General features: G+C 68.0%; 25 protein-coding genes. 20 read left to right on the top strand and 5 right to left on the bottom strand.

The window, feature by feature from the left end; genetic code table 11:
- Positions 1–14: 14 nt before the first annotated feature.
- A complete protein-coding gene (locus ASG63_RS01490) occupies positions 15–1004 on the bottom strand; it encodes a DUF1624 domain-containing protein (protein ID WP_156389521.1) in 990 nt (329 codons plus the stop codon).
- Positions 1005–1306: 302 nt separating this feature from the next.
- On the opposite strand from ASG63_RS01490, the gene ASG63_RS01495 reads away from it, so the two are divergent.
- The 9 genes from ASG63_RS01495 to ASG63_RS23900 all read left to right on the top strand — a co-directional run bounded on the left by ASG63_RS01495 (position 1307) and on the right by ASG63_RS23900 (position 6991).
- The gene (locus tag ASG63_RS01495; RefSeq protein ID WP_056211323.1) at positions 1307–1924 is read left to right on the top strand and encodes a cold-shock protein; all 618 of its coding nucleotides are present in this window, start codon (positions 1307–1309) and stop codon (positions 1922–1924) included.
- An 11-nt stretch (positions 1925–1935) separates the two neighbouring features.
- Positions 1936–2433 (top strand): DUF192 domain-containing protein, encoded by a 498-nt coding sequence (locus ASG63_RS01500; protein WP_443189761.1) that lies wholly within the window; start codon positions 1936–1938, stop codon positions 2431–2433.
- A 138-nt stretch (positions 2434–2571) separates the two neighbouring features.
- The gene (locus tag ASG63_RS25885; RefSeq protein ID WP_200957516.1) at positions 2572–3102 is read left to right on the top strand and encodes a hypothetical protein; all 531 of its coding nucleotides are present in this window, start codon (positions 2572–2574) and stop codon (positions 3100–3102) included.
- A gap of 130 nt (positions 3103–3232) precedes the next feature.
- Entirely contained in the window at positions 3233–4096 is an 864-nt protein-coding gene (locus ASG63_RS01510) for a dienelactone hydrolase family protein (RefSeq protein WP_056211485.1), read from the top strand.
- Positions 4097–4250: 154 nt separating this feature from the next.
- On the top strand, positions 4251–4691 hold the full coding sequence (locus ASG63_RS01515) for a response regulator (RefSeq protein WP_056211325.1): 441 nt from the start codon (positions 4251–4253) through the stop codon (positions 4689–4691).
- Positions 4692–4782: 91 nt separating this feature from the next.
- A complete protein-coding gene (locus ASG63_RS01520) occupies positions 4783–4986 on the top strand; it encodes a hypothetical protein (protein WP_156394037.1) in 204 nt (67 codons plus the stop codon).
- A 139-nt stretch (positions 4987–5125) separates the two neighbouring features.
- Positions 5126–6319 (top strand): poly(ethylene terephthalate) hydrolase family protein, encoded by a 1194-nt coding sequence (locus ASG63_RS01525; protein ID WP_056211486.1) that lies wholly within the window; start codon positions 5126–5128, stop codon positions 6317–6319.
- A gap of 114 nt (positions 6320–6433) precedes the next feature.
- On the top strand, positions 6434–6634 hold the full coding sequence (locus ASG63_RS01530; RefSeq protein ID WP_056211328.1) for a hypothetical protein: 201 nt from the start codon (positions 6434–6436) through the stop codon (positions 6632–6634).
- Between the two features lie 180 nt (positions 6635–6814).
- Positions 6815–6991, top strand: a complete 177-nt coding sequence (locus tag ASG63_RS23900; protein WP_003599466.1) for a DUF1328 domain-containing protein — start codon at positions 6815–6817, stop codon at positions 6989–6991.
- A gap of 142 nt (positions 6992–7133) precedes the next feature.
- On the opposite strand, the gene ASG63_RS01535 is transcribed toward ASG63_RS23900, so the two are convergent.
- Positions 7134–7358, bottom strand: coding sequence for a NepR family anti-sigma factor (locus tag ASG63_RS01535; RefSeq protein ID WP_056211330.1), 225 nt, complete (start codon positions 7356–7358; stop codon positions 7134–7136).
- Positions 7359–7538: 180 nt separating this feature from the next.
- Here ASG63_RS01535 and ASG63_RS01540 point away from each other — a divergent pair, with 180 nt between their 5' ends.
- Together ASG63_RS01540 and ASG63_RS01545 are read left to right on the top strand one after the other, a co-directional pair.
- Positions 7539–8342, top strand: a complete 804-nt coding sequence (locus tag ASG63_RS01540) for a response regulator (RefSeq protein ID WP_055953119.1) — start codon at positions 7539–7541, stop codon at positions 8340–8342.
- A 455-nt stretch (positions 8343–8797) separates the two neighbouring features.
- On the top strand, positions 8798–9163 hold the full coding sequence (locus ASG63_RS01545; protein ID WP_056211332.1) for a hypothetical protein: 366 nt from the start codon (positions 8798–8800) through the stop codon (positions 9161–9163).
- Positions 9164–9288: 125 nt separating this feature from the next.
- On the opposite strand, the gene ASG63_RS01550 is transcribed toward ASG63_RS01545, so the two are convergent.
- Positions 9289–9483, bottom strand: a complete 195-nt coding sequence (locus tag ASG63_RS01550) for a general stress protein (protein ID WP_055953126.1) — start codon at positions 9481–9483, stop codon at positions 9289–9291.
- A 292-nt stretch (positions 9484–9775) separates the two neighbouring features.
- Here ASG63_RS01550 and ASG63_RS01555 point away from each other — a divergent pair, with 292 nt between their 5' ends.
- Positions 9776–10219, top strand: a complete 444-nt coding sequence (locus ASG63_RS01555; protein WP_056211334.1) for a cyclic nucleotide-binding domain-containing protein — start codon at positions 9776–9778, stop codon at positions 10217–10219.
- A 22-nt stretch (positions 10220–10241) separates the two neighbouring features.
- Here ASG63_RS01555 and ASG63_RS01560 read toward each other — a convergent pair whose 3' ends face one another.
- On the bottom strand, positions 10242–10688 hold the full coding sequence (locus ASG63_RS01560; RefSeq protein ID WP_056211336.1) for a VOC family protein: 447 nt from the start codon (positions 10686–10688) through the stop codon (positions 10242–10244).
- 246 nt (positions 10689–10934) lie between these two features.
- On the opposite strand from ASG63_RS01560, the gene ASG63_RS01565 reads away from it, so the two are divergent.
- The 8 genes from ASG63_RS01565 to greA all read left to right on the top strand — a co-directional run bounded on the left by ASG63_RS01565 (position 10935) and on the right by greA (position 18667).
- Positions 10935–11576 carry a L,D-transpeptidase gene (locus ASG63_RS01565; RefSeq protein ID WP_056211338.1) on the top strand — a complete coding sequence of 214 codons (642 nt, stop codon included), beginning with the start codon at positions 10935–10937 and terminating at the stop codon, positions 11574–11576.
- A gap of 61 nt (positions 11577–11637) precedes the next feature.
- Positions 11638–11790: a DUF3096 domain-containing protein gene (locus tag ASG63_RS23905; protein WP_082487738.1), complete on the top strand. Its 153-nt coding sequence runs from the start codon at positions 11638–11640 to the stop codon at positions 11788–11790.
- Positions 11791–11937: 147 nt separating this feature from the next.
- Complete coding sequence (gene ppdK / locus ASG63_RS01570) at positions 11938–14619, top strand: pyruvate, phosphate dikinase (RefSeq protein ID WP_056211340.1); 2682 nt, start codon at positions 11938–11940, stop codon at positions 14617–14619.
- A gap of 227 nt (positions 14620–14846) precedes the next feature.
- On the top strand, positions 14847–15110 hold the full coding sequence (locus ASG63_RS01575; protein ID WP_056211342.1) for a hypothetical protein: 264 nt from the start codon (positions 14847–14849) through the stop codon (positions 15108–15110).
- 171 nt (positions 15111–15281) lie between these two features.
- Positions 15282–16289, top strand: a complete 1008-nt coding sequence (locus ASG63_RS01580; protein WP_056211344.1) for a cell wall hydrolase — start codon at positions 15282–15284, stop codon at positions 16287–16289.
- Between the two features lie 193 nt (positions 16290–16482).
- On the top strand, positions 16483–17070 hold the full coding sequence (locus ASG63_RS01585) for a hypothetical protein (RefSeq protein WP_056211346.1): 588 nt from the start codon (positions 16483–16485) through the stop codon (positions 17068–17070).
- A 106-nt stretch (positions 17071–17176) separates the two neighbouring features.
- Positions 17177–18169 carry an acrylyl-CoA reductase (NADPH) gene (gene acuI / locus ASG63_RS01590; protein ID WP_056211348.1) on the top strand — a complete coding sequence of 331 codons (993 nt, stop codon included), beginning with the start codon at positions 17177–17179 and terminating at the stop codon, positions 18167–18169.
- Positions 18170–18205: 36 nt separating this feature from the next.
- A complete protein-coding gene (greA, locus tag ASG63_RS01595; protein ID WP_056211350.1) occupies positions 18206–18667 on the top strand; it encodes a transcription elongation factor GreA in 462 nt (153 codons plus the stop codon).
- A 175-nt stretch (positions 18668–18842) separates the two neighbouring features.
- Here greA and ASG63_RS01600 read toward each other — a convergent pair whose 3' ends face one another.
- Positions 18843–19856 (bottom strand): L-threonylcarbamoyladenylate synthase, encoded by a 1014-nt coding sequence (locus ASG63_RS01600; protein WP_056211352.1) that lies wholly within the window; start codon positions 19854–19856, stop codon positions 18843–18845.
- Positions 19857–19944: the final 88 nt, after the last annotated feature.

Here is a 19944-nt window from a genome sequence, read left to right on the forward strand (position 1 = left end):
ATCGCGAGCCGGATTCACGGAGCCGGCGCCGTTCCCTCCGCTGCCTCGTAACAGCCCTGCGACAGGCCCTGGGCCCGCAGGCGCTCCTCGGCGGTGAAGCTGCGCGGCCGGTCCGCCCAGAGGTTTTCCCGGCGGAACGCATCGGAGACGCAGGCCGCCGCGCGGGTGCAGGCCTGTGTCTCGCCCCCCGTCGCGACGCAGTTGCGCACGTAGAGCGCCCGGAATTCGGCCACTCCCGCCTGCGGGTGCGGGCCCGTCACGGTCACCAGCCCCAGGAAAAGTCCCATCAGGATCGGCTGGTGGATCAGGTAGATCGCCAGGCTGTGGCGCCCGGCCCAAGCCAGCCCCCGCGCAAGGCGGCCGGTGGGCGTCCAGGTCGCGAGCCGCGAGCGGCGGACGGCGGCCAGGCCGTACAGGGCCGTCGCGACACCGGCGAGAACCAGTCCGAACCAGGGAAACAGCGGTACGTAGTCGTTGGTCTGCGGCATGGCGCGCCCGAGTCCCAGGAAGGACAGCATCGGCGCATCGAGGATCCCGCCCGAGATCAGGTGCGGCCCTGCCAGAACGAGCGCCGCGGCGAGAACCGAAGCCCAGCGCGGCAGGACCCGCACGAAGGGCAGCGCCAGCACGCTCGATACGGCGATGCAGTGCAGGATTCCGAAGAAGATGTAACTGGACGGATCGGTGACGACCGTCGCGACGGTCACGAGCAGCGCTGCACCGGTGATCCGCGCCAGCCGCAGAACGAACGGCCGCGCCGCGAAGCGCTCGCCGTTCATCAGCACGAGCCCGATCCCGACGAGGAGCAGGAAGCTTCCGGCGATGCCGTGTGCGGCGAGACGGCCCGACGGCGTCAGCGCATAGTTTTCGGGCGTGAGACGCACCGCCCCGAGATCCCAGGTGGCATGGTAGAGCGCCATGGCCACGAGGGCGATGCCGCGCGTGACATCGAGGGCCGCGTACCGGAAGCGGGGTGCAGCGGAGGAGGGGGGCGGGCGCATCATCGCGCAGGCCCTAGCATCGATCCCGAGCCGTTGCGACGGTCCAGGGTCGATGACAGACTTCGCAGCTTTTCCGCGCCCTTGGCTAACAAATTTTGATCGCCGACGATCCGAGCCCAAAAATACTGAAGCTCAGCGCGAGCTTGGGGCGCGATCGTCGGGGGTCTGCTGTTGCCCCCGCACCGCCCTGCCGAACAATGCGGCATCGAAGTCCAACGAGGATCGCCAAACGGGCTTCCGCCGAGTCATGACTTTGTTAATCTCTGGTGCGGGTCGCGAGACGTGATTCGGTGTGGGTTGCTTACATGTCTGACGAGTTCGGTTCAGGCCCCTTCGGGCAGCGTTCGTCGGGAGAGCAGGACGACACCCGCGCCGTCGAGGGCCAGGGCGCCGAGGCGCAGCGCCCGCTCGACCTCACGGAGGTATCGGGCCGGATCAAATGGTTCGATGTGGCGAAGGGCTTCGGCTTCATCGTGCCGGACGACGGCTCGGCCGACGTGCTCCTCCACATCACCTGCCTGCGTCGGGACGGGCATCAGAGCGCTAGCGAGGGAGCCCGCGTGGTGGTGGAGGCCACGGAGCGGCCCCGCGGCTGGCAGGCCTTCCGGGTCATCTCCCTCGATCAGTCCACCGCGCTCCATCCCTCCGAACTGCCCCTGCCGCGCACCCACGTCACCGTCACGCCGACCAGCGGCCTCGAAACCGCCGTGGTGAAGTGGTTCAACCGCCTGCGCGGCTTCGGATTCCTCAGCCGCGGCGACGGGACGCCGGATATCTTCGTTCACATGGAGACGCTCCGCCGTTACGGAATCGCCGAACTCAAGCCGGGCGAGACCGTTCTCGTCCGCTACGGCGATGGTTCCAAGGGCAAGATGGCCGCCGAAGTTCGGCTCCTCGACGGTGCACTGCCCGCCTCACACTGACGGATGGTCCGGTGGTCACGCGACGTTTGATCGATTGGCGCGACGGGATTCGCGCGCTCCTCGCCCTCGCCTTGTTCGGGCTGCTCCTCGGCCACGCGACGGCGCAGGATACGGCCTCCGGGCCGACCGAGCCGCTGAGCATCGTCGGCCGCCAGGGGCGGCACGTCTTCGCCGTCGAGGTGATGCGCACCGATGCCGACCGCTCGCGCGGATTGATGTACCGGCGCACCATGGCGCCCGACCACGGCATGCTGTTCGACTTCCAGGCCTCGGCGCCCGTGGCCATGTGGATGAAGAACACCTACCTGCCGCTCGACATGCTGTTCATCCGGGCCGACGGCACCATCGCCAAGATCGCCGCCGATACCGAGCCGCTCTCCACCAAGGTGATCCCTTCGAACGAGCCGGTTCTCTCCGTGCTGGAGCTGAACGCCGGAACGGCCGCGCGTCTTCGGATCCATGCCGGCGATCGGGTGGAGCATGCGCTGTTCGAGCGGACGCCGCGCTAGGGCTGCCTTTGCTCCGATCGAACACACCAAGAACAAACCCTTGACGCTCGATCGATTTATCCCCACTGTTCCCTCAATGTTCTGATCCATTTCGGGACGGCCACGCGGCGGCTCCGAAGCTGGCGAAGAGGGGACATCATGTTCGACCTGCCCTTGGACGACTCGCCTCTGGACGATCTGCCTCTCGACGACCTGTCTCCCGACCACGGGTGCCAGCCGATGGCGATCCTGTTCGAGAACGCCGACTGGTGCGTCGCCGCCGACGGCCTCGTGCATCGCGAGACCGGCTATTTCATCGCGCGTGACATGGTTTCCCAGCGGCGGGGCGACCTCTGGGAATGGCCGATGCATCTGGCCGAGAAAAGCTGGTGCACACCGCGCAGCTTCCGGGAAGCGTTCCTCGCCGCTGTGGCGGCATTCGGGGTCGAGATGGATTCCGGCCTCTCGCAGTCCTTCGCGATCGCCTTCGGGGTGGTCACCGGCGCCGGGACGCGACGGGGCGACGCGGGCTTCGTGACCCTGGGCGATCTCGTTCGGCCGAAGCCGGCGAGTTCAGGGGTGGCCCGGAAGCGCAACCCGGCCGGCGAGGCCCGGTCGGCGACGCGGCGCGCAGGCTCGCCGGCCGATCCGCGGACGGGCGGAGCGGCACGCCAGCGCGTGGCCCTCTGAGACTGTTCGGCGCGGCGCCGAGCCCTAACTTCCCGGTTGCGATCCAGGATGTCTTCGTCCCCCGCGATCGCTTCTCCCAGTTCGCCCCGGGAACACCATGTCGAACACGTCGGATCATCGCGCTGACACCATGCCGCTCGAGGGCCTCGACGGACTCCTGACACCGCCCTTTTCCCGGCGCGGTTTCGTCATGACGAGCCTGATGACGGGGCTGACCCTCGCGACGAGTTCCGTCGAGGCCCAGGTCATCAGGACCGACGCCGAGGAAATCGAAGCCGGTGAAGTGAAGATCCCCGCCGCCGATGGCCCGATGCCCGGATACCGGGCCATGCCGAAGGGAGAGGGGCCGTTTCCGGTCATCCTCATCATCGAAGAGATCTTCGGCGTTCACGACTACATCAAGGATATCTGCCGCCGGCTCGCTAAGGTCGGCTACTGTGCGGTCGCTCCCGAGCTCTATGCCCGCCAGGGCGATCTTTCGACCATGACGGACGCGAAGGTGATCATTCGCGATGTCATCTCGAAGACTCCGGACGCCCAATGGATCGCCGACCTGGATGCCGCCGCGGGCTGGGCGGTCTCGGCCTCGCATGGGGATCCGTCACGGATCGGAACGATGGGCTGGTGCCGCGGCGGCCGTGGCGTCTGGCTCTACGCCGCCCACCGGAAGGACCTCAAGGCGGGTGTCGCGTGGTACGGACCCGTCGGCGGTGAGCGCACCGAGATCCAGCCTCGCACGGCCACGGATCTGGCGGCGGATATCAACGCACCGCTCCTGTGCCTGTACGGTGGCGCGGATACCGGCATCCCGGTCCCGGCCGTGGAAGCGGCGCGGGACAAGGCCAGGGCCGCTGGCAAGTCGGTGGAACTCGTCGTGTATCCGGACGCGCCGCATGGATTTCATGCGGATTACCGGCCGAGCTACCGTGAAGGCGATGCGAAGGACGGTTGGGCGCGGGCCCTAGCCTTTCTCAAATCTCATGGTGTTGGCTAAAAACCTCGCGAAAGCGTGGCACTGAAAGCACAACGGGCCTGCGCGGCGTTCCTTCGGGGCTATTGGTCGGTTCCGCCACATTGACAGCTTCGCGCCTCCGTGGCGCAAGATTGCACTTGGCCCGCCGTTCTGGCCCGAAGAGCGTACCGGACCCATGAGTGCAGTGACCCCATCTGACGCACGTCCCGTGATCCTCGTCGTCGAGGACGAGCCAGATGAGCGGTTCCTCGCGGCCGAGCTTCTCGAAGAGACCGGTTTCCGGGTGATCGAGGCCGAGACGGCCGAACGCGCCCTGGCGATCCTCAATGATCGGGGCGATGAGGTCAGCGTCGTCTTCTCGGATGTCCGCACACCGGGGCCGATCGGGGGCTTCGAACTGGCCCGGATCATCGGCGTCACCTGGCCGCGTGTTCGGGTCCTTCTGACCTCCGGGGATGCCGGGGACCAGCCCAGCGACCTGCGCGTCTCGGCCACGTTCATTCCAAAGCCCTGGCGCGCCGCGGATATCCTGGCCTGGGTCGAGGAGGCCGCCGGACGCCCCGACGACGTAGCCTCCGGGCCGGACGTCATCGGCTCCCCTCTGCGCGGAACCTGAAATTATCATAGATCAGTGGAAACATCGGGGCGCTTGACCGTTGTCCGGGTTCACGCAATCGAGAGGCCGCGCGATGGCCCGAAAGCCGACGATGAACTTTGCCCCATCGGTCCGTGCCCAGCGTTTGGATGAAGCGTGGTCGTCCCTGACCGGCTTGCCCGAAGATCGGATGCTCGCGACACTCGGAAGCAGTCTTCGCGACGTCTATCGAGCGGTTACCGACGCAACGCAGCCCAACGATCTGATGCGACTTGCGGCAATGATCGACGAGCGGCGCGGCCAGTTCAAGCGCTGAATCCCACATTCCGCCGGCCCAGTGCGGCGGGAATACCGCACTCAGACGCGTCGGATTACCGTATGGTTCGGCCCACATTCGATCCGTGCTTCGCGAGGACTGGCCTTCGAAGCTCACGGGCCGCGTCATCGGACTGTCCATGCGTTTCACACTGAGCCTCGGCGTTGCCGCTCTGGGCCTCGCCGCGCTGATGGCGGCGGTCGTTCCAGCCATCGCCGCCGCCCCGCCGAGCCAGCCCGCGGAAGGGCCCGGCGGGGTCGGCGATCGCGCCGCGACCGTCGTGAAGCGCGGCCTCGGCAAGGCCGGCTCCGGCAGCTTCGTCTTCCACAAGGCGGGCGCCGCACCGGCCGAGGGCCGCCCGGTCGTCGTCTTCCTTCACGCTTGGGGCGCCCCCAATCCGCAGGCCTACGGCAGCTGGATCGACCACCTTGCCCGAACCGGCTCGCTCGTCATCTTTCCGCGCTTTCAGGACCTCAACCGGACGCGCCCGTCGGAGGCGAGCGCGATCGCCGAGCGCATCCTCAAGTCGACGCTGTCCGACCTGGCGAGCGATGCCGACGCCAAGCCCGACCCAAAGCGGGTCGCAGTCATCGGGCACCTCGCCGGCGCACCGATCGCCGCCAACCTCGCCGCCGACGCGGCCGAGCAGGGCCTACCGATCCCGCGTCTCGTCTTCGCGATCATGCCCGGCGGTATCGCCAGCGACGCACGTGCCCGTGGGATCGTCCTGCACGATCTCGGCCGGATCGCGCCCGAGACTCTGGTCATCACCGTCATCGGCGACCGGGACGCGCGGGCTGCCGACCTGGCGGGGCGACGCCTTCTGCGGGAGGCCAGCGGCGTGCCGAGCGAGCGCAAGCTGTTCGTGCGCGCCCTCTCGGACGACCATGGGTTTCCCGCCCTAGCCGCGACGCTGACGTCGCCGGCCGGCGTGGATGCCGCCTATGACGGATCGGCAATCAAGCTGCCGCCAGAGCCGCCCCGCGACCCGAAGCAGCCGGCACCGCCCTTCAAGTGGTCGCCCGACATGGCCCTCACCGGCGAGCAAACCACCCTGGTCTCCCAGATCAACAATTCCCGCGCCGACAGCCTCGACTATCTCGCCTATTGGAAGACCTTCGACCTCGCCGCGGCTGCGGCTTTCGGTGGAACAGACGCCGCGGGCTTGAAAGCCAACCCGCGCTTCAGCGACATGGAGCGTTGGGCCGACGGCTGGCCGGTGAAACGCCTCGTCGTGGAAACGCCGCGCCCGCCCGCGGCCCAGCCGGCCGCCGCACCGACCCCGGCGACGACGGGTACCCGTCCGAAGCCGGCGGCGTCGCGCCGCCCCTGACGCGCGCGTTCAGCCCCGCCGTACGGCCGGGAGGCGGAAGCCCGCTTTCGTGAGGGATCGGGGCTCTGGCGCACGCTTTGCGTGGAGGTGTCCGGGTCAACCGGATACGCCGCCATGCCCGATTTCATCGCTATCCTAGCCGCGTCAGCGTTGTTCTGTGGTACCGTGATCGTCCTGAATGGACTGACGCGCCTTCTGCTTCAGATGCACGGACCGATCGGCGATCTCGCGGAGAACGGCTTCGCGCAGTACGGCCTCGCCCTCGCCCTAGCCGGTCTCGTCTGGCGACGCGTCGTCCGCCGCAACGCTCTGTGACGCCGATCCCGGTTTCTGCCCAGGGGCGCCATCGAAGAACTGAGTGAAACGTGCCGTCCATCGCCCGGGGAAAACGTGGCGAACCTGTGACGAACCCAGGAACCGTCCCGCTAACTTGGCGTTATGCTGTCATGAGGTCGCAGCCGATGCTGCACCGTACTTGATGAAGGGTAGAGTCACATGCTCGGATGGGCCGTTACGTTCCTGGTCGTCGCCCTCGTCGCGGCGCTGCTTGGTTTTGGTGGAATTGCCGGTACGGCGATGGAAGCCGCGAAGCTCGTGTTCTTCGTCGCGATCGTCCTGTTCGCCATCTCGGCCGTGATCGGCCTGATGCGCGGTCGTTCGCCGACGCTCTGACGTCCCTCGACGCAAGCGCGCCGGACGTTTGAAGACATGAAAAGGGCCGCTCACGAAGAGCGGCCCTTTTTCGATGCGGGCGGAGGCGCCGCCACGGACCTATGCGGCCCAGGGAGGGAATGCAGGTGCGACGGGAACCGCCTCAGCTCGAGGGCTCGGAATTGGTGGCCGAGGCGTCGAGTTTGGCAATGAGATCGCGGAATCGATCCGGCACCGGTTGTTGCACGATGGTGTCGTACATGGCCCGCAGGTGAAGCCCGATTCGCTTCTGAGTATGATCACTCAGGCCCTGCCCGGGCAAAGCGTCGCCTGTCTTCGGGTCGGCACCCTCGGGTGAGGGGCCGGCACCCGGTCCGTTTTCGTCCATACGTCGGTCCCCTTGGATGTCGACAAGCGACATCCCCGCGATTGTTTTGCGGCTTCACATAGGCCATGGCTGCACCTGCAACGCTGGTGTGAACAATCGGTTCCCGCTCAGCGGAACGGAGCCCTGCATTCCGCGTTGTGGCGGAGGCGCCCGATAGAACGGCAAAGCCAAGGGGATATAATGTCGACAGCTCAACTCGTCGTTCAGCATCTGCCGTACCTGCGCCGTTATGCGCGGGCGCTGACCGGCAGCCAGGTTGCTGGCGACGCCTACGTGGCAGCCACGCTGGAAACACTCGTGAACGAGCCGGAGACACTCGGCCGCAGCTCCAACGTAAAGGCCGACCTGTTCCGCGTCTTCACCCGCATCTGGAACTCGCTCTCGGTGAACGGCCAGAGCGAGCAGGTTCAGCACGATCTGCCGGCGGAAGTCCGCCTCGGTCAGATCACGCCCCTGCCGCGCCAGGCCTTCCTGCTCTCCTGCCTCGAGGGCTTCTCCGAGGAGGATGCCGCGATCATCCTCGACGTCGACGTCAGCCAGGTCCGCGACCTCGTGGACGAAGCCGGACGCGAGCTCGCCGCCGACATGGCGACCGAGATCCTCATCATCGAGGACGAGCCGCTGATCGCGATGGATCTCGAAGCGCTCGTGGAAGGCCTGGGCCACAATGTGATCGGCGTCGCACGCACCCGCACCGAAGCGATCAAGATCGCCTCCGGCGGCACGCGCCCGGGCCTGATCCTGGCCGACATCCAGCTCGCCGATGGCAGCTCCGGGCTCGACGCGGTGAACGACCTCCTGAAGACCTTCGAGGTTCCGGTGATCTTCATCACAGCTTATCCCGAGCGCTTCCTCACCGGCGAGCGGCCCGAGCCGGCCTTCCTCATCGCCAAGCCTTTCCAGCCCGCCAACGTCTCGGCGGTGATCAGCCAGGCGCTGTTCTTCCAGCAGAGCGCGCGGCGGCGCGAGGCCAAATCGGCCTGATCGTCCGCCAAGCGCGTATTGGCCGCCTGCGAGGATCGGCTTACGAGCGACCAAACGAACCCCGGTCCAGCGGCCGGGGTTTTTTCACGCCACCTTCACGAGCCACCGCCGCCCGGAAAAGCGGCACAAAAAAACGGGTCGGATTTGCTCCGACCCGTTGAAAGGTTCCGGCCTATGCACAAGGGGAATGCGGGGGAGGACCAGGCGGCCGGGTGCAGGAACAACAACCAGCGCCCGGAGCGGTTCCGATCCGGCATCTCGGCGAGCGCTTTTTTCCTGTGCCGATGCAAATTCGCCACGGGATCCGAGAGGCCCGGGGCCATGGCCTCGGCAATCCAGAGAATGCGACGCATCGCCTTAAGGACTGGATATCCAGATCAAAAGGGTTAAGGAACCGTTGTTTCCGGTCTGCGTTGAGCTGACAACCTGTCAAGCTCTGCGCGGAGATTAAGACAATGTCTCGGTCTGGCTTCTTTCTCAGCGTGAGTGGACCGGCCGCCGTACTGACGTTGCTGATCCATCCGACGATCCGCCTGGCGGCCGATCAGTGGGCGCCCGCAACCAAACCGGTCGCTTCGCTTGCGCAGCAAGAAAATCCCGAAATCCGCGACATTCCGGCAACGGTTGGCCAGGTGTATCTCGCGTCCGTTCCGAGTGCGGCACCGCGTTCCGAGCCGGTTGCTCCCGCTCTGGGGAGGACGGCCAGCGACAGGGAGCTGCTCCGGCTGCGCAAGCCGCTCCAGGAAGGCTGCGAGCGGGCCATCAGTTCCCTGGCCGGTCCGGAGGCCCGTCGTATGGTGCCGGGCCGTTGCATGACCTGACCGAGACCGATCGAACAATTGAGACATACGAAAACGCCCCGTTCTGCTCGAACGGGGCGTTTTCGTAGATTCAGAAGGTACGAAAAAGGCGCGTAGCCCTTGAGGGCCACGCGCCGAGACGGGTGCTACTCGTCGCCGGGACGGCCGGAGCCGCTCGACTGACCGCCCTTGCGGCCCGCATTCGAGGCCAGCTCGCGATCTTGCGAGAACGAGCGCTTCTCGGCCGGCACGCTGCGGCCGCCCTTGCTCGCGATTTCCCGCTGCCGTTCGAGGTCCATCGATGCGAAACCTCGCTTCGAGGTGGAATTTCCTGATGCCATCAGCGCCTCCTCAGCTTTGCGTTCACTGCCAAGACAACCTTTGCCAATATCGATGGTTCCTCATCTGATCGCTGAGCGAGCAGTCCAGGCCCCGAGGATTGGCGATTAATTTAAGCTTAACCGTTAGATGTGGAGGCTGTTCTGACGGGCTGAGGCCCAGGCTGATCGCTTCCGCTGGGGGCGCCGCAGCCCGCGGGCCGTCGGGGTCTGGACAAAGGGGCGCCGACCCGCATTGGATGCGCCAGGATCGTGCCGGACCGGGAGGGACGTCGCGTCACGGGAGCCCGACTCAATGACCCTCGAGACAGAGGTTTCGTCCCTTCGCCAGGTGCCCCTGTTCCGCGGTGTCGAGCCGTCGCGCCTGAAGCTTCTCGCCTTCACCAGCGAGCGCGTGCATTTCGAGGCCGGCCAGCAGCTCTTCGCTCGGGGCGACGCGGCCGATGCGGCCTATCTTCTCCTGGAAGGTTCGGCGGAGGTCTCCATCGACGGACCGCAAGGTCCTTTTCGCCTGGCGCTGCTGGGCGCGAACGCCCTCGTGGGGGAGATGGGCATCCTCGCCGACCAGCCGCGCTCGGCGACCGTCGCCGCCGTCGATCCGGCCATGGCCCTGCGCATCGATCGGACGGTCTTCCTGGAACTTCTGGCGCAGTTCCCGCCCATCGCCATCGCGGTGATGCGCGAACTGGCGCTCCGCCTCGAACAGACCAACCAGCAGCTCGCCCAGAGCCGGGGCTGAGGGCGAAGGCCAAGCCGCGTGCCTACGGGGAGGCCGGGTAGGTGATGAACTCCATCAGGGAGCCGTCAGGATCTCGGAAGTAGAGGCTCACCCCGGCGCCGGCGGCACCGTTGCGCTCCACGGGTCCGAGCTCGATCGTCACGCCCAGCGACGCGAGGTGGTCGGCGGCCTGCTCGATCGTGCCCGACCAGCGAAAGCACAGATCGCTGTTCCCCGGCTGCACGGGGATCCGCGCCAGCGGCGTCGCGTTCACCCCCGGCCCGTGCACGTTCAGCTGGACGCCGCCGAAGCGATAGACGAAGGCCGACCCGCGGGAGATGATCTCGGCCCCCATCACGTCACGATAGAACGCGTTCGAGCGCTCCCAGTCCGTGACGTGGATGACGCAGTGGTCAAGATGGACGGCGGGGGCGAGGTCGGCCAGAGGGGCGCCCGCATCGATCTCGGAAAGCACCTGCGTTTCGACCATCGTCACCCGTACTCCGGAGCCCATGGCGGCCCGGAGCCATCATGGAAGTCCCGTTCGCGCGATGCAATGCGCGGGGCGCAGCCCGGCTCGTCCCGCCGTCATCATCCGATCTCGGACGCCTCCGCCGCAGGGCTGCTCGAGCACGCAACTGCTTACCTGCGGCGGGAATGACACAACGTCGGCGCCCCGGGAGCGGTAGTCAGGGGACAGAGCCGTCCTCCGACGCGTCGAAACGTGGAGCTGTCCATGCCGTCCCGCCGCCTCATCCTCGGCCTGATCCTGATCGCGCCCCTCGCGGCATGTCAGTCCCGTGGCCCCGTGAACCTGGCCCAGGACGACGAAGCGGCCTGGTACACCGGCACGATGCCGGACAAGCCCTACGACGTCCCCCTGGTCGACAAGTCCCGGCTCGATCCGAAGTATCGCCGGCAGGTGGTGCGCTACACCGGTCCGGAGAAGCCCGGCACGATCGTCGTCGACATCGACAACCGGCAGCTCGCCCTGGTGCAAGAGGACGGGACGGCGGTGCAGTACGGCGTCGGCGTGGGCAAGCTCGGCTTCTCCTGGAAGGGCCAGGCCCGGGTCGGACGCAAGGGTGTCTGGCCCGACTGGAGCCCCACCACCACGATGGTCTCCCTCAACCCGGACCTGCCGCGCACCCGCAAGGGCGGCGTCGACAATCCCCTCGGCGCCCGCGCCCTCTACCTCTACCAGGGCAACCGCGACATCCTCTTCCGCATCCACGGCACCAACGAGCCCTGGAGCATCGGCGAGCAGATGTCGTCCGGTTGCGTGCGGATGCTCAACGAGGACATCGTCGACCTCTACGAGCGGGTGCCCGTGGGCACGCAGGTCCTGGTCAGGCGCAACGGCAAGTACCGCGTCTGACACCGCCTCTGAGCCGCCACGCGGTGCCGACAAGTTCTAAAGCCGTGCCGGAGCGCGCCCCATGACCATCACGATCTCCAGTCTTCAGCCCGTTATCGCCCTGGCCGCCGGCGTGCTGATCCTGATCGTCCCGCGGCTGCTGAACTTCATCGTGGCGATCTACCTCATCCTGGTCGGCCTGATCGGCCTCGGCGTCTTCCGCGCGCTCGGCTGATCCGGCAACGGCTCCGTTACAGCAGGCCCGAAGCGTCACGCGGTGCCCGCCTGGAGAAGCCGTTCATCTTGCGTTGCAGCAGAAGATGGTCCAACCCGCCGTGTTAGGCATGGGGCAGTGTTCACTCCTGCAAGCGGACGGATACAGATGGGCAAGTGGGTCTACTCCTTCGGTGACGGCAAGGCCGAGGGCCAGTCGTCCATGCGCAACCTCCTGGGCGGGAAGGGCGCGAACCTCGCGGAGATGTCGAATCTCGGTCTTCCGGTACCACCCGGTTTCACCATCACGACCGAAGTCTGCACCTACTATTACGACCACGGACAGCAATATCCGGACGAGCTGAAGAGCCAGGTCAAGGCCGCCCTGGACGCCGTCGGCGCGCTCACCGGACGCGGCTTCGGCGATCCGGAGAACCCGCTCCTCGTCTCGGTCCGCTCGGGCGCCCGCGCCTCGATGCCGGGCATGATGGACACCGTGCTCAACCTCGGCCTCAACGACGTCACGGTCGAGGCCCTGGCGCAGGGCGCCGGCGACCCGCGCTTCGCCTACGATTCCTACCGCCGCTTCATCACCATGTACTCGAACGTCGTCCTCGGCGTGGAGCACCACGCCTTCGAGGAGGCGCTGGAGCACTACAAGGAAGGCAAGGGCGTCAGCCTCGACACCGAGCTCGGGGCCGAGGACTGGAAGCACCTCGTCGGCAAGTACAAGGCCATCGTGAAGGCCGAGCACGGCGCCGACTTCCCGCAGGCGCCCGAGGACCAGCTCTGGGGCGCCATCGGCGCGGTGTTCGATTCCTGGATGATTCCGCGCGCGAAGAAGTACCGCGAGCTGAACAGCATTCCGGAGAGCTGGGGCACGGCCGTCAACGTCCAGGCCATGGTGTTCGGCAACATGGGCGACACCTCGGCCACCGGCGTCGCCTTCACCCGCAACCCGTCCACCGGTGAGCGCGCCCTCTACGGCGAGTTCCTGATCAACGCCCAGGGCGAGGACGTGGTGGCGGGCATCCGCACCCCGCAGGACATCACCGAGAAGGCCCGCATCGAGGCGAAGTCCGACCGTCCGTCGATGGAGCTGGCCATGCCCGACTCCTATGCGGAGCTGGTGCGGATCTACGGCCTCCTCGAGAACCACTACCGCGACATGCAGGACATGGAGTTCACCATCGAGAGCGGGAAGCTCTGGATGCTCCAGACCCGCAACGGCAAGCGCACCGCCAAGGCGGCCCTGCGGATCGCCGTCGATCTGGCCGCGGAAGGCCTGATCACCGAGGAGGAGGCCATCGGCCGCGTCGAGCCCGCCGCCCTCGATCAGCTCCTGCACCCGACCATCGACCCGAAGGCCGAGCGCAAGGTCATCGCCGCCGGCCTGCCGGCCTCGCCGGGCGCCGCCACCGGCGAGATCGTCTTCAACTCCGAGGATGCCGAGGCCGCTCGCAAGGCCGAGCGCAAGTGTATCCTGGTGCGCGTGGAGACCTCTCCGGAGGACATCCACGGCATGCACGCCTCCGAGGGCATCCTCACCACCCGCGGCGGCATGACCAGCCACGCGGCCGTGGTGGCCCGCGGCATGGGAAAGCCCTGCGTCTCCGGCGTCGGCTCGATCCGCGTGGACTACAAGGCCGGCACCCTCTCGGTCGCCGGGACCACCCTGAAGGCCGGCGACAAGATCACCATAGACGGCTCGACGGGCCAGGTGCTCCTCGGCGAGGTGGCGATGCTGGAGCCGTCCCTGTCGGGCGAGTTCGCCACCCTCATGGGCTGGGCCGACAAGGTGCGTACCATGAAGGTCCGCACCAACGCGGACACCCCGACCGACGCGCGCGCCGCCCGCAACTTCGGCGCCGAGGGCATCGGCCTGTGCCGCACCGAGCACATGTTCTTCGAGGGTGACCGCATCGTCGCCGTGCGCGAGATGATCCTCGCCGACGACGTGGAGGGCCGCCGCGCGGCGCTCGCCAAGATCCTGCCCTACCAGCGCCAGGACTTCGTCGAGCTGTTCACGATCATGTCGGGCCTGCCCGTCACGATCCGCCTCCTGGATCCGCCGCTGCACGAATTCCTGCCGCATACCGACGAGGAGGTCCGCGACGTCGCCACGAGCACCGGCGTCTCGGAGGACAAGCTGCGCCGCCGCATGACGGAGCTGCACGAGTTCAATCCGATGCTCGGTTTCCGTGGCTGCCGCCTCGCCATCGCCTTCCCGGAGATCGCCGAGATGCAGGCCCGGGCGATCTTCGAGGCTGCCGTCCAGGCCGCCAAGGAGACCGGCGCGCCCGTCACTCCCGAGGTGATGGTGCCGCTCGTCTTCACCAAGATGGAGTTCGACATCGTCAAGGCGCGCATCGATGCCATGGCGAAGGCCGTCGCTGCCGAAACGGGCGGCACGGTTGATTACCAGGTCGGCACGATGATCGAGCTGCCTCGGGCCGCGCTCCGGGCCGGCGACATCGCCGAGACGGCGGAGTTCTTCTCCTTCGGCACCAACGACCTGACGCAGACCGCCCTCGGCATCTCCCGCGACGATGCCGCGACCTTCCTTGGCGCCTACACGCAGAAGGGCATCCTGGCGGCGGATCCGTTCATCAGCATCGATCAGGAAGGCGTCGGCGAACTCGTGCGCATCGGCGTGGAGCGCGGCCGGGCGGTTCGTCCCGACATCAAGCTCGGCATCTGCGGCGAGCACGGCGGCGACCCGGCCTCGGTGGCGTTCTGCCAGGACGTCGGCCTCGACTACGTGTCGTGCTCGCCCTACCGGGTGCCGATCGCCCGTCTCGCGGCCGCCCAGGCGGCTCTTGCCGCCAAGGCCGCAAAGGCTGCCAAGTAGGATCGCACGAGGGGCCGCGGCGACTCGCACAGTGTCGCCGCGGCCCGACGATGACGGATCGGGACGGCCGCGCGCCGTCCCGGGTCAACGGTCGAACGAACCATTCAACAAATTGTCGAAAACGCGGCGAACCGATTCCGCGCGGGCACGTTCAGTGCTAGTGCCAAACCATGACGCGCAGGCAACCCTGCTGACTGGGGCGGCAGCCAACGCGTGGGATCGCCGGCATGAACGACACCAGCCCACCCCCCCTGTTTCTCAACGAAAGTCCCGTCGCCGTCCCGCTGCCCCGCGTGATGCAGCAGGCGTATCTCTGGATCGTGGCCGGCCTGAGCGGCCTCGCCACCATCGTGCTGTTCGTCTTCGCCGTCGCCACGCAGAGCGGGGCCGATGCCGAGCGGATCGCCGGCGCGCAGGAGAGCGGACGCTCGAACCTCGCGACCCTGGTCAGCAGCCTGGCGGCGATGCACGGTCGTCCCGGCGCGCTCTGACGCCTCCGCTTAACCGCTCCGCAACCATACCGCACGATAGTTGAACGCAACGGCCGCTTCCGTGTCCTCCTGGGACCGGCGGTGTGAGCGTTTGGCATCCTGGTGCGAGTCGGTTGCGTGGGTAGGAAACAGGTACGGCGCGCGTCGCATCTGCGCTGGCTCAGCGCGGCGATGACTCCCTGGGCGGCGGGCATCGGGCTGCTCGTCTCCTTCACCGCCACGGCCGGCACGGACATGGCGCCGGGCTCCGCCGGGCGCGCGGCCGGTCCGGCTCGGCTCCTCGCGACGGCCTCGCCCGGGGCCCGGCTTGCGGGGACGGAGACGCGCTCGCACGCGCCGCACCGGGTCTACACCCGCGGCACCACCGAAGGCCTTCTCTTCGCCGAGGGCCGGGGCGACGCCCTCGTCGTACGGACGAGCCTCGCGGAGCCCGTGAGCGGCTTGCTGGAATCAGGGTCGGCGACCTGGAATCCGGACCTCGATGCCGGCTTCGTACCACCCCCCGACCTCGGCCTCGATGCGAGCGGGGAGAGCGAGGGCTCGGTGATCGCGGTGGTGGATGGGGCGACCCCCGCCATTCCCCGCGCGGAAGCGCTCTCCTCGACCACCCCGGCCCCGGCCGATGCGACGCCGATCGAGATCGCCGCCGCGAGCCTCGTCTTCCCAGGCCTGTCGCCGCGGGGATTCCAGGCGGACGGCGCCACGCCGGGTGCGGCCGTGCCCCCGGACGTCGCACGCCACCGCTACGCCGACCTGATCGGTCCCGACGCCATGGACCGCGAGCAGCGCTGTCTCGCCGAGGCCGTGTACTTCGAGGCGCGCAGCGAATCCGAAGAGGGGCAGGCGGCGGTCGCCCAGGTCGTCCTCAACCGAGTGAAGAGCGGTCTCTATCCCAGCAACGTTTGTGGCGTCGTCTATCAGAACCGCCACCGCTACATGGGCTGCCAGTTCTCCTTCGCCTGCGAAGGCAAGTCCCTGCGCATCGCCGACGGGCCGTCCTGGCAGAACGCCACCCGGATCGCCAGCGCGGTCATCGAGGGGCGCACCTATCTGAGCGAAGTCGGCGGAGCGACCCATTACCACGCGGACTACGTGAAACCAGGCTGGTCACGGCGCCTGAAGAAGATGGACGTCATCGGGCGGCACATCTTTTACCAGCTCAAGCGCGGTCAGACCTGATTTTCTCGACAGTTCCGCGTGTTTTTACCTAAGCAGTGAAACTTCTAAGTAGTCCTAAGCTTGGGTTAATTTTACCTTGAGTCTCGATACAGCTTGATCGAGCGGCAACTTGGCGGCCTCTGGAACGTCGAGATGCGCGCGGGCTTCGCGCGCCATCCCGTCCTATCCAGCGTTTCGAGCCGAGGAACCCGTCATGACCACGCCGGTCGCAGCCCGTATCAGTCTCGCCGCCATCGCGGGCGCCGTCATCACCCTGTCCTCCGCCCAGGCCGGCGGCTGCGGCGGCGCCGAGTGCTACCGCCACGTCAACACCCCTCCGGTCTACGGCGCGGTGTCCGAGCAGGTCCTCGTCCGCCCGGCCGAGACCGTCTACCGCACCATTCCTCCGGTCTACGAGACCGTCTCGGAGCGTGTTCTCGTGGCGCCCGGCGGCCGGGTCTGGCAGACTCGTCGGGATGCCTATGGTGAGCTGATCGGTTGCTGGGTGGACGTGCCGCCGCAATATTCCGTCCGCCGCCGCCGCGTCCTCGTGCAGCCCGCGCAGACGATTCCCGAGACCCTTCCGCCGCAATACGCCAGCGTCCGCCGCCGGGTCCTGGTGCAGCCCGCCCGGTCGGGCTGGGTCCCGGCCAATTACGGCCAGGGCGGCTATCCCGGCGCCTTCGGCCCCAGTCTCGCCGTCGGCTCGATTCCCGACGCCTTCGGCATCACCGGCGCCAGCTCGGCCGATGTCGGCGTCGGCCTCGGCTTCTCCTCCGGCAGCATCTACGACGGCTACTGAGCCCTTCGTCGCCGACCCTTCTCCGGCTCTGGACGCCAGCGGCGCCCGGGGCCGCTTGATTCGGACCGTCCGTGCCACACCTCAGTCCCGTCAGTGGAGGCGTGCCATGGGTCGGTTCAAGGCTTGGGTCATCGAGAAGACCGAGACGGGGCAATCCCTCGCCTTCCAGGATTTCGACGACGCCGACCTGATGCCGGGCGACGTCACTGTCCGTGTCACCCACTCCACGGTGAACTACAAGGACGGGCTGGCGATGACCGGCAAGTCGCCGGTGGTGCGCCGTTTCCCCATGATTCCCGGCATCGACTTCGCCGGGATCGTCGAGACCTCGGATCATCCCGACTACCAGCCCGGCGATGCGGTGGTGCTCACCGGTTGGGGCGTCGGCGAGACCCATCTCGGGGCCTATGCGCTGCGCGCCCGGGTCAAAGGCGACTGGCTGGTGCCGCTTCCCCAGGGCCTGAGCCCCGCCCAGGCGATGGCGATCGGCACCGCCGGTTATACGGCGATGCTCTGCCTGATGGCCCTCGACCACCACGGCGCGACTCCGTCACAAGGACCGGTTCTCGTCACCGGCGCCTCGGGTGGCGTCGGGTCCGTGGCGGTGGCCTTGCTGGCGCGGGCCGGCTGGCACGTCATCGCCTCCACCGGCCGCGATGCGGAATCCCACTACCTGCGCGGCCTCGGTGCCTCGGAAATCCTCGACCGCGCGGAGCTGAGCCAGCCCGGCAAGCCGCTGGCCAAGGAGCGCTGGGCGGCGGCGGTGGATGCGGTCGGATCGGTCACCCTTGCCAACGTCCTGGCGGGGACGAAGGTGGACGGTGCGGTCGCCGCCTGCGGTCTGGCGCAGGGCATGGACCTGCCGACCTCGGTCGCCCCGTTCATCCTGCGCGGGGTCTCCCTGCTCGGCATCAACAGCGTGACGACGCCGCAACCGAAGCGCCGGGCGGCCTGGGACCGGCTCGCCCGGGAGCTCGATCACGACAAGTTGGCGGCGATGACCCAGACGGTGCCGCTGGCCGGCGTCGATACGGTGGCACGGGCGATCCTCGAAGGCCGGGTCCGGGGACGCACGGTGGTCGAGGTCGCCCGAGCATGACGGAACGTCGGGCAGGCGCCGGGCGTTTCCCCGATCATGAGCCAAGCATTCGTCCGTGAGCGTGAAGGTGAAGCGGTGTTCGAGGATCTTCCCGAACGCACGATCTCTTCGCACCCGAATTTCGTCACCCCCGAGGGCCTGGCCCATATCGAGGCAGAGGTTGCACGCCTTCAGGCCGCGTTCTCCGCCCTGACGCCCGAGGCCCAGGCAGACGTAGCCCGTGTGAATCGCGATCTCGCCTACTGGACCGCCCGGCGCAGTTCCGCGCAGTTGGTCGAGGCGGAGCCGGGCGACGTGGTCCGCTTCGGCTCGACGGTGACGATCCTGGCCGAGGACGACAGCCGCCGTACCTACCGGATCGTTGGTGAGGACGAGGCCGACCCGGCCCAGGGCACGATCTCCTATGTCTCGCCGATGGCGCGCGCGCTGACCGGCAAGGTCACAGGCGATGTCGTCGAGGTGAACGGGCACGAGAGCGAGATCTTGGAAATCGCCTGACGGGGTCTCGTAAATCGGGTCAGGGCGCCGTGGCCAGGGCCCGAATGACGCGCAAGAAAAAAGGCTCGGATTGCTCCGAGCCCGAGAAGGGAAAAGGCCATTGGGGGCTGAACTGGCCTTCGTACGGGGAGAACACGCCCCCGGCGGCTTGGTTCCAGCGCATCCCAAAAAAATTTCAGCGCGGCGCCGCGGCCCTCCGAAGCCGGTCGTTGATCGCTTCGCCGAGACCCCGCTCCGGAATGGGCGCCACCGCGATCACCGGCGTCCCGAGGCCGTCGAGCTGGCGCAGGGCCGAGAACAGCCGGGCCGCGGCCTCGGCGAGATCCCCTGTGGAACTGAGGTTGAGGCGCGCCTGCGCCGCATCCGCTCCCGGGAGCGGATGCGGTCCGAACAGCAGCGCAACTTCGTCCGGTGCGGCGGCGGTCGCCTCGAGGCGGACCTGCGCCCGCGGCGCATAGTGGGAGGCGAGGAGTCCCGGGCCGACCGGATGGGCCGTATCCCCCCGCTCCGGGCTGGCCAGGGCAAAGCCGAGGCGCGCTTCCAGCGCCTCCCGTGTGACGCCCCCGGGCCGCAGCAGTCGGGGTGGGCCGCCGAGACAGGCCACCACGGTGGATTCGACGCCGACCGGCGTCTCGCCGCCATCCAGCACGGCGGCGATCCGGCCCTCGAGGTCCGCCAGGACGTGATCGGCACGGGTCGGGCTGACGCGTCCCGAACGGTTGGCGGAAGGCGCGGCGACGGGCCTGCCGACCTGCGCCAGCAGGGCCCGGGTCAGGTCGGGCGCCGGCACCCGGAGGGCGACGCTCGGCAGGCCGGCCCGAGCGAGGTCGCAGACGCGGCAGCCCGGCGCAGCGGGCACCACTAGGGTCAGAGGGCCGGGCCAGAACGCCGCGGCGAGGCTGCGCGCCGCATCGTCGAACAGGCCCTCGGCGAAGGCCGACTCCGCGTCGGCGAGATGCGCGATCAGCGGATTGAAGCGCGGCCGCGCCTTGGCGGCGAAAATCTTCGCGACCGCCGCCGGGTCGGTGGCATCGGCCCCGAGGCCGTAGACCGTCTCAGTGGGGAAGGCCACGACCTGCCCGGCCCGGAGCAGGGACGCGGCCGCCGCGATCCCGGCGGCGTCCTCGGTCAGCCGACGCGTCGCCACCGCCGGGATCGCGTCGTCGGGGATTGACCCGAGATCGTTCATATCTAAACTATCTTCGCTGGCGCCCCTTCGGCGGGGAAAGCCTGGGCCTAGCGCCCGTCCGGGCCATGCGTCAAACACGGGGCGACAC

It is taken from the genome of Methylobacterium sp. Leaf94, from assembly GCF_001426045.1.
In the GTDB taxonomy this organism is placed as follows: Bacteria; Pseudomonadota; Alphaproteobacteria; order Rhizobiales; family Beijerinckiaceae; genus Methylobacterium.

Coding starts and splice junctions, on each gene's coding strand:
- ASG63_RS01495 (WP_056211323.1), top strand. CDS start 1,307: ATGTCTGACGAGTTCGGTTCAGGCCCCTTCGGGCAGCGTTCGTCGGGA.
- ASG63_RS01520 (WP_156394037.1), top strand. CDS start 4,783: ATGAACTTTGCCCCATCGGTCCGTGCCCAGCGTTTGGATGAAGCGTGG.
- ASG63_RS01530 (WP_056211328.1), top strand. CDS start 6,434: ATGCCCGATTTCATCGCTATCCTAGCCGCGTCAGCGTTGTTCTGTGGT.
- ppdK (WP_056211340.1), top strand. CDS start 11,938: ATGGGCAAGTGGGTCTACTCCTTCGGTGACGGCAAGGCCGAGGGCCAG.
- ASG63_RS01515 (WP_056211325.1), top strand. CDS start 4,251: ATGAGTGCAGTGACCCCATCTGACGCACGTCCCGTGATCCTCGTCGTC.
- ASG63_RS23905 (WP_082487738.1), top strand. CDS start 11,638: ATGACCATCACGATCTCCAGTCTTCAGCCCGTTATCGCCCTGGCCGCC.
- ASG63_RS01580 (WP_056211344.1), top strand. CDS start 15,282: ATGACTCCCTGGGCGGCGGGCATCGGGCTGCTCGTCTCCTTCACCGCC.
- ASG63_RS01575 (WP_056211342.1), top strand. CDS start 14,847: ATGAACGACACCAGCCCACCCCCCCTGTTTCTCAACGAAAGTCCCGTC.
- greA (WP_056211350.1), top strand. CDS start 18,206: ATGAGCCAAGCATTCGTCCGTGAGCGTGAAGGTGAAGCGGTGTTCGAG.
- ASG63_RS01585 (WP_056211346.1), top strand. CDS start 16,483: ATGACCACGCCGGTCGCAGCCCGTATCAGTCTCGCCGCCATCGCGGGC.
- ASG63_RS01545 (WP_056211332.1), top strand. CDS start 8,798: ATGTCTCGGTCTGGCTTCTTTCTCAGCGTGAGTGGACCGGCCGCCGTA.
- ASG63_RS01490 (WP_156389521.1), bottom strand. CDS start 1,004: ATGATGCGCCCGCCCCCCTCCTCCGCTGCACCCCGCTTCCGGTACGCG.
- acuI (WP_056211348.1), top strand. CDS start 17,177: ATGGGTCGGTTCAAGGCTTGGGTCATCGAGAAGACCGAGACGGGGCAA.
- ASG63_RS25885 (WP_200957516.1), top strand. CDS start 2,572: ATGTTCGACCTGCCCTTGGACGACTCGCCTCTGGACGATCTGCCTCTC.
- ASG63_RS23900 (WP_003599466.1), top strand. CDS start 6,815: ATGCTCGGATGGGCCGTTACGTTCCTGGTCGTCGCCCTCGTCGCGGCG.
- ASG63_RS01565 (WP_056211338.1), top strand. CDS start 10,935: ATGCCGTCCCGCCGCCTCATCCTCGGCCTGATCCTGATCGCGCCCCTC.
- ASG63_RS01560 (WP_056211336.1), bottom strand. CDS start 10,688: ATGGTCGAAACGCAGGTGCTTTCCGAGATCGATGCGGGCGCCCCTCTG.
- ASG63_RS01550 (WP_055953126.1), bottom strand. CDS start 9,483: ATGGCATCAGGAAATTCCACCTCGAAGCGAGGTTTCGCATCGATGGAC.
- ASG63_RS01535 (WP_056211330.1), bottom strand. CDS start 7,358: ATGGACGAAAACGGACCGGGTGCCGGCCCCTCACCCGAGGGTGCCGAC.
- ASG63_RS01510 (WP_056211485.1), top strand. CDS start 3,233: ATGCCGCTCGAGGGCCTCGACGGACTCCTGACACCGCCCTTTTCCCGG.
- ASG63_RS01555 (WP_056211334.1), top strand. CDS start 9,776: ATGACCCTCGAGACAGAGGTTTCGTCCCTTCGCCAGGTGCCCCTGTTC.
- ASG63_RS01525 (WP_056211486.1), top strand. CDS start 5,126: ATGCGTTTCACACTGAGCCTCGGCGTTGCCGCTCTGGGCCTCGCCGCG.
- ASG63_RS01600 (WP_056211352.1), bottom strand. CDS start 19,856: ATGAACGATCTCGGGTCAATCCCCGACGACGCGATCCCGGCGGTGGCG.
- ASG63_RS01540 (WP_055953119.1), top strand. CDS start 7,539: ATGTCGACAGCTCAACTCGTCGTTCAGCATCTGCCGTACCTGCGCCGT.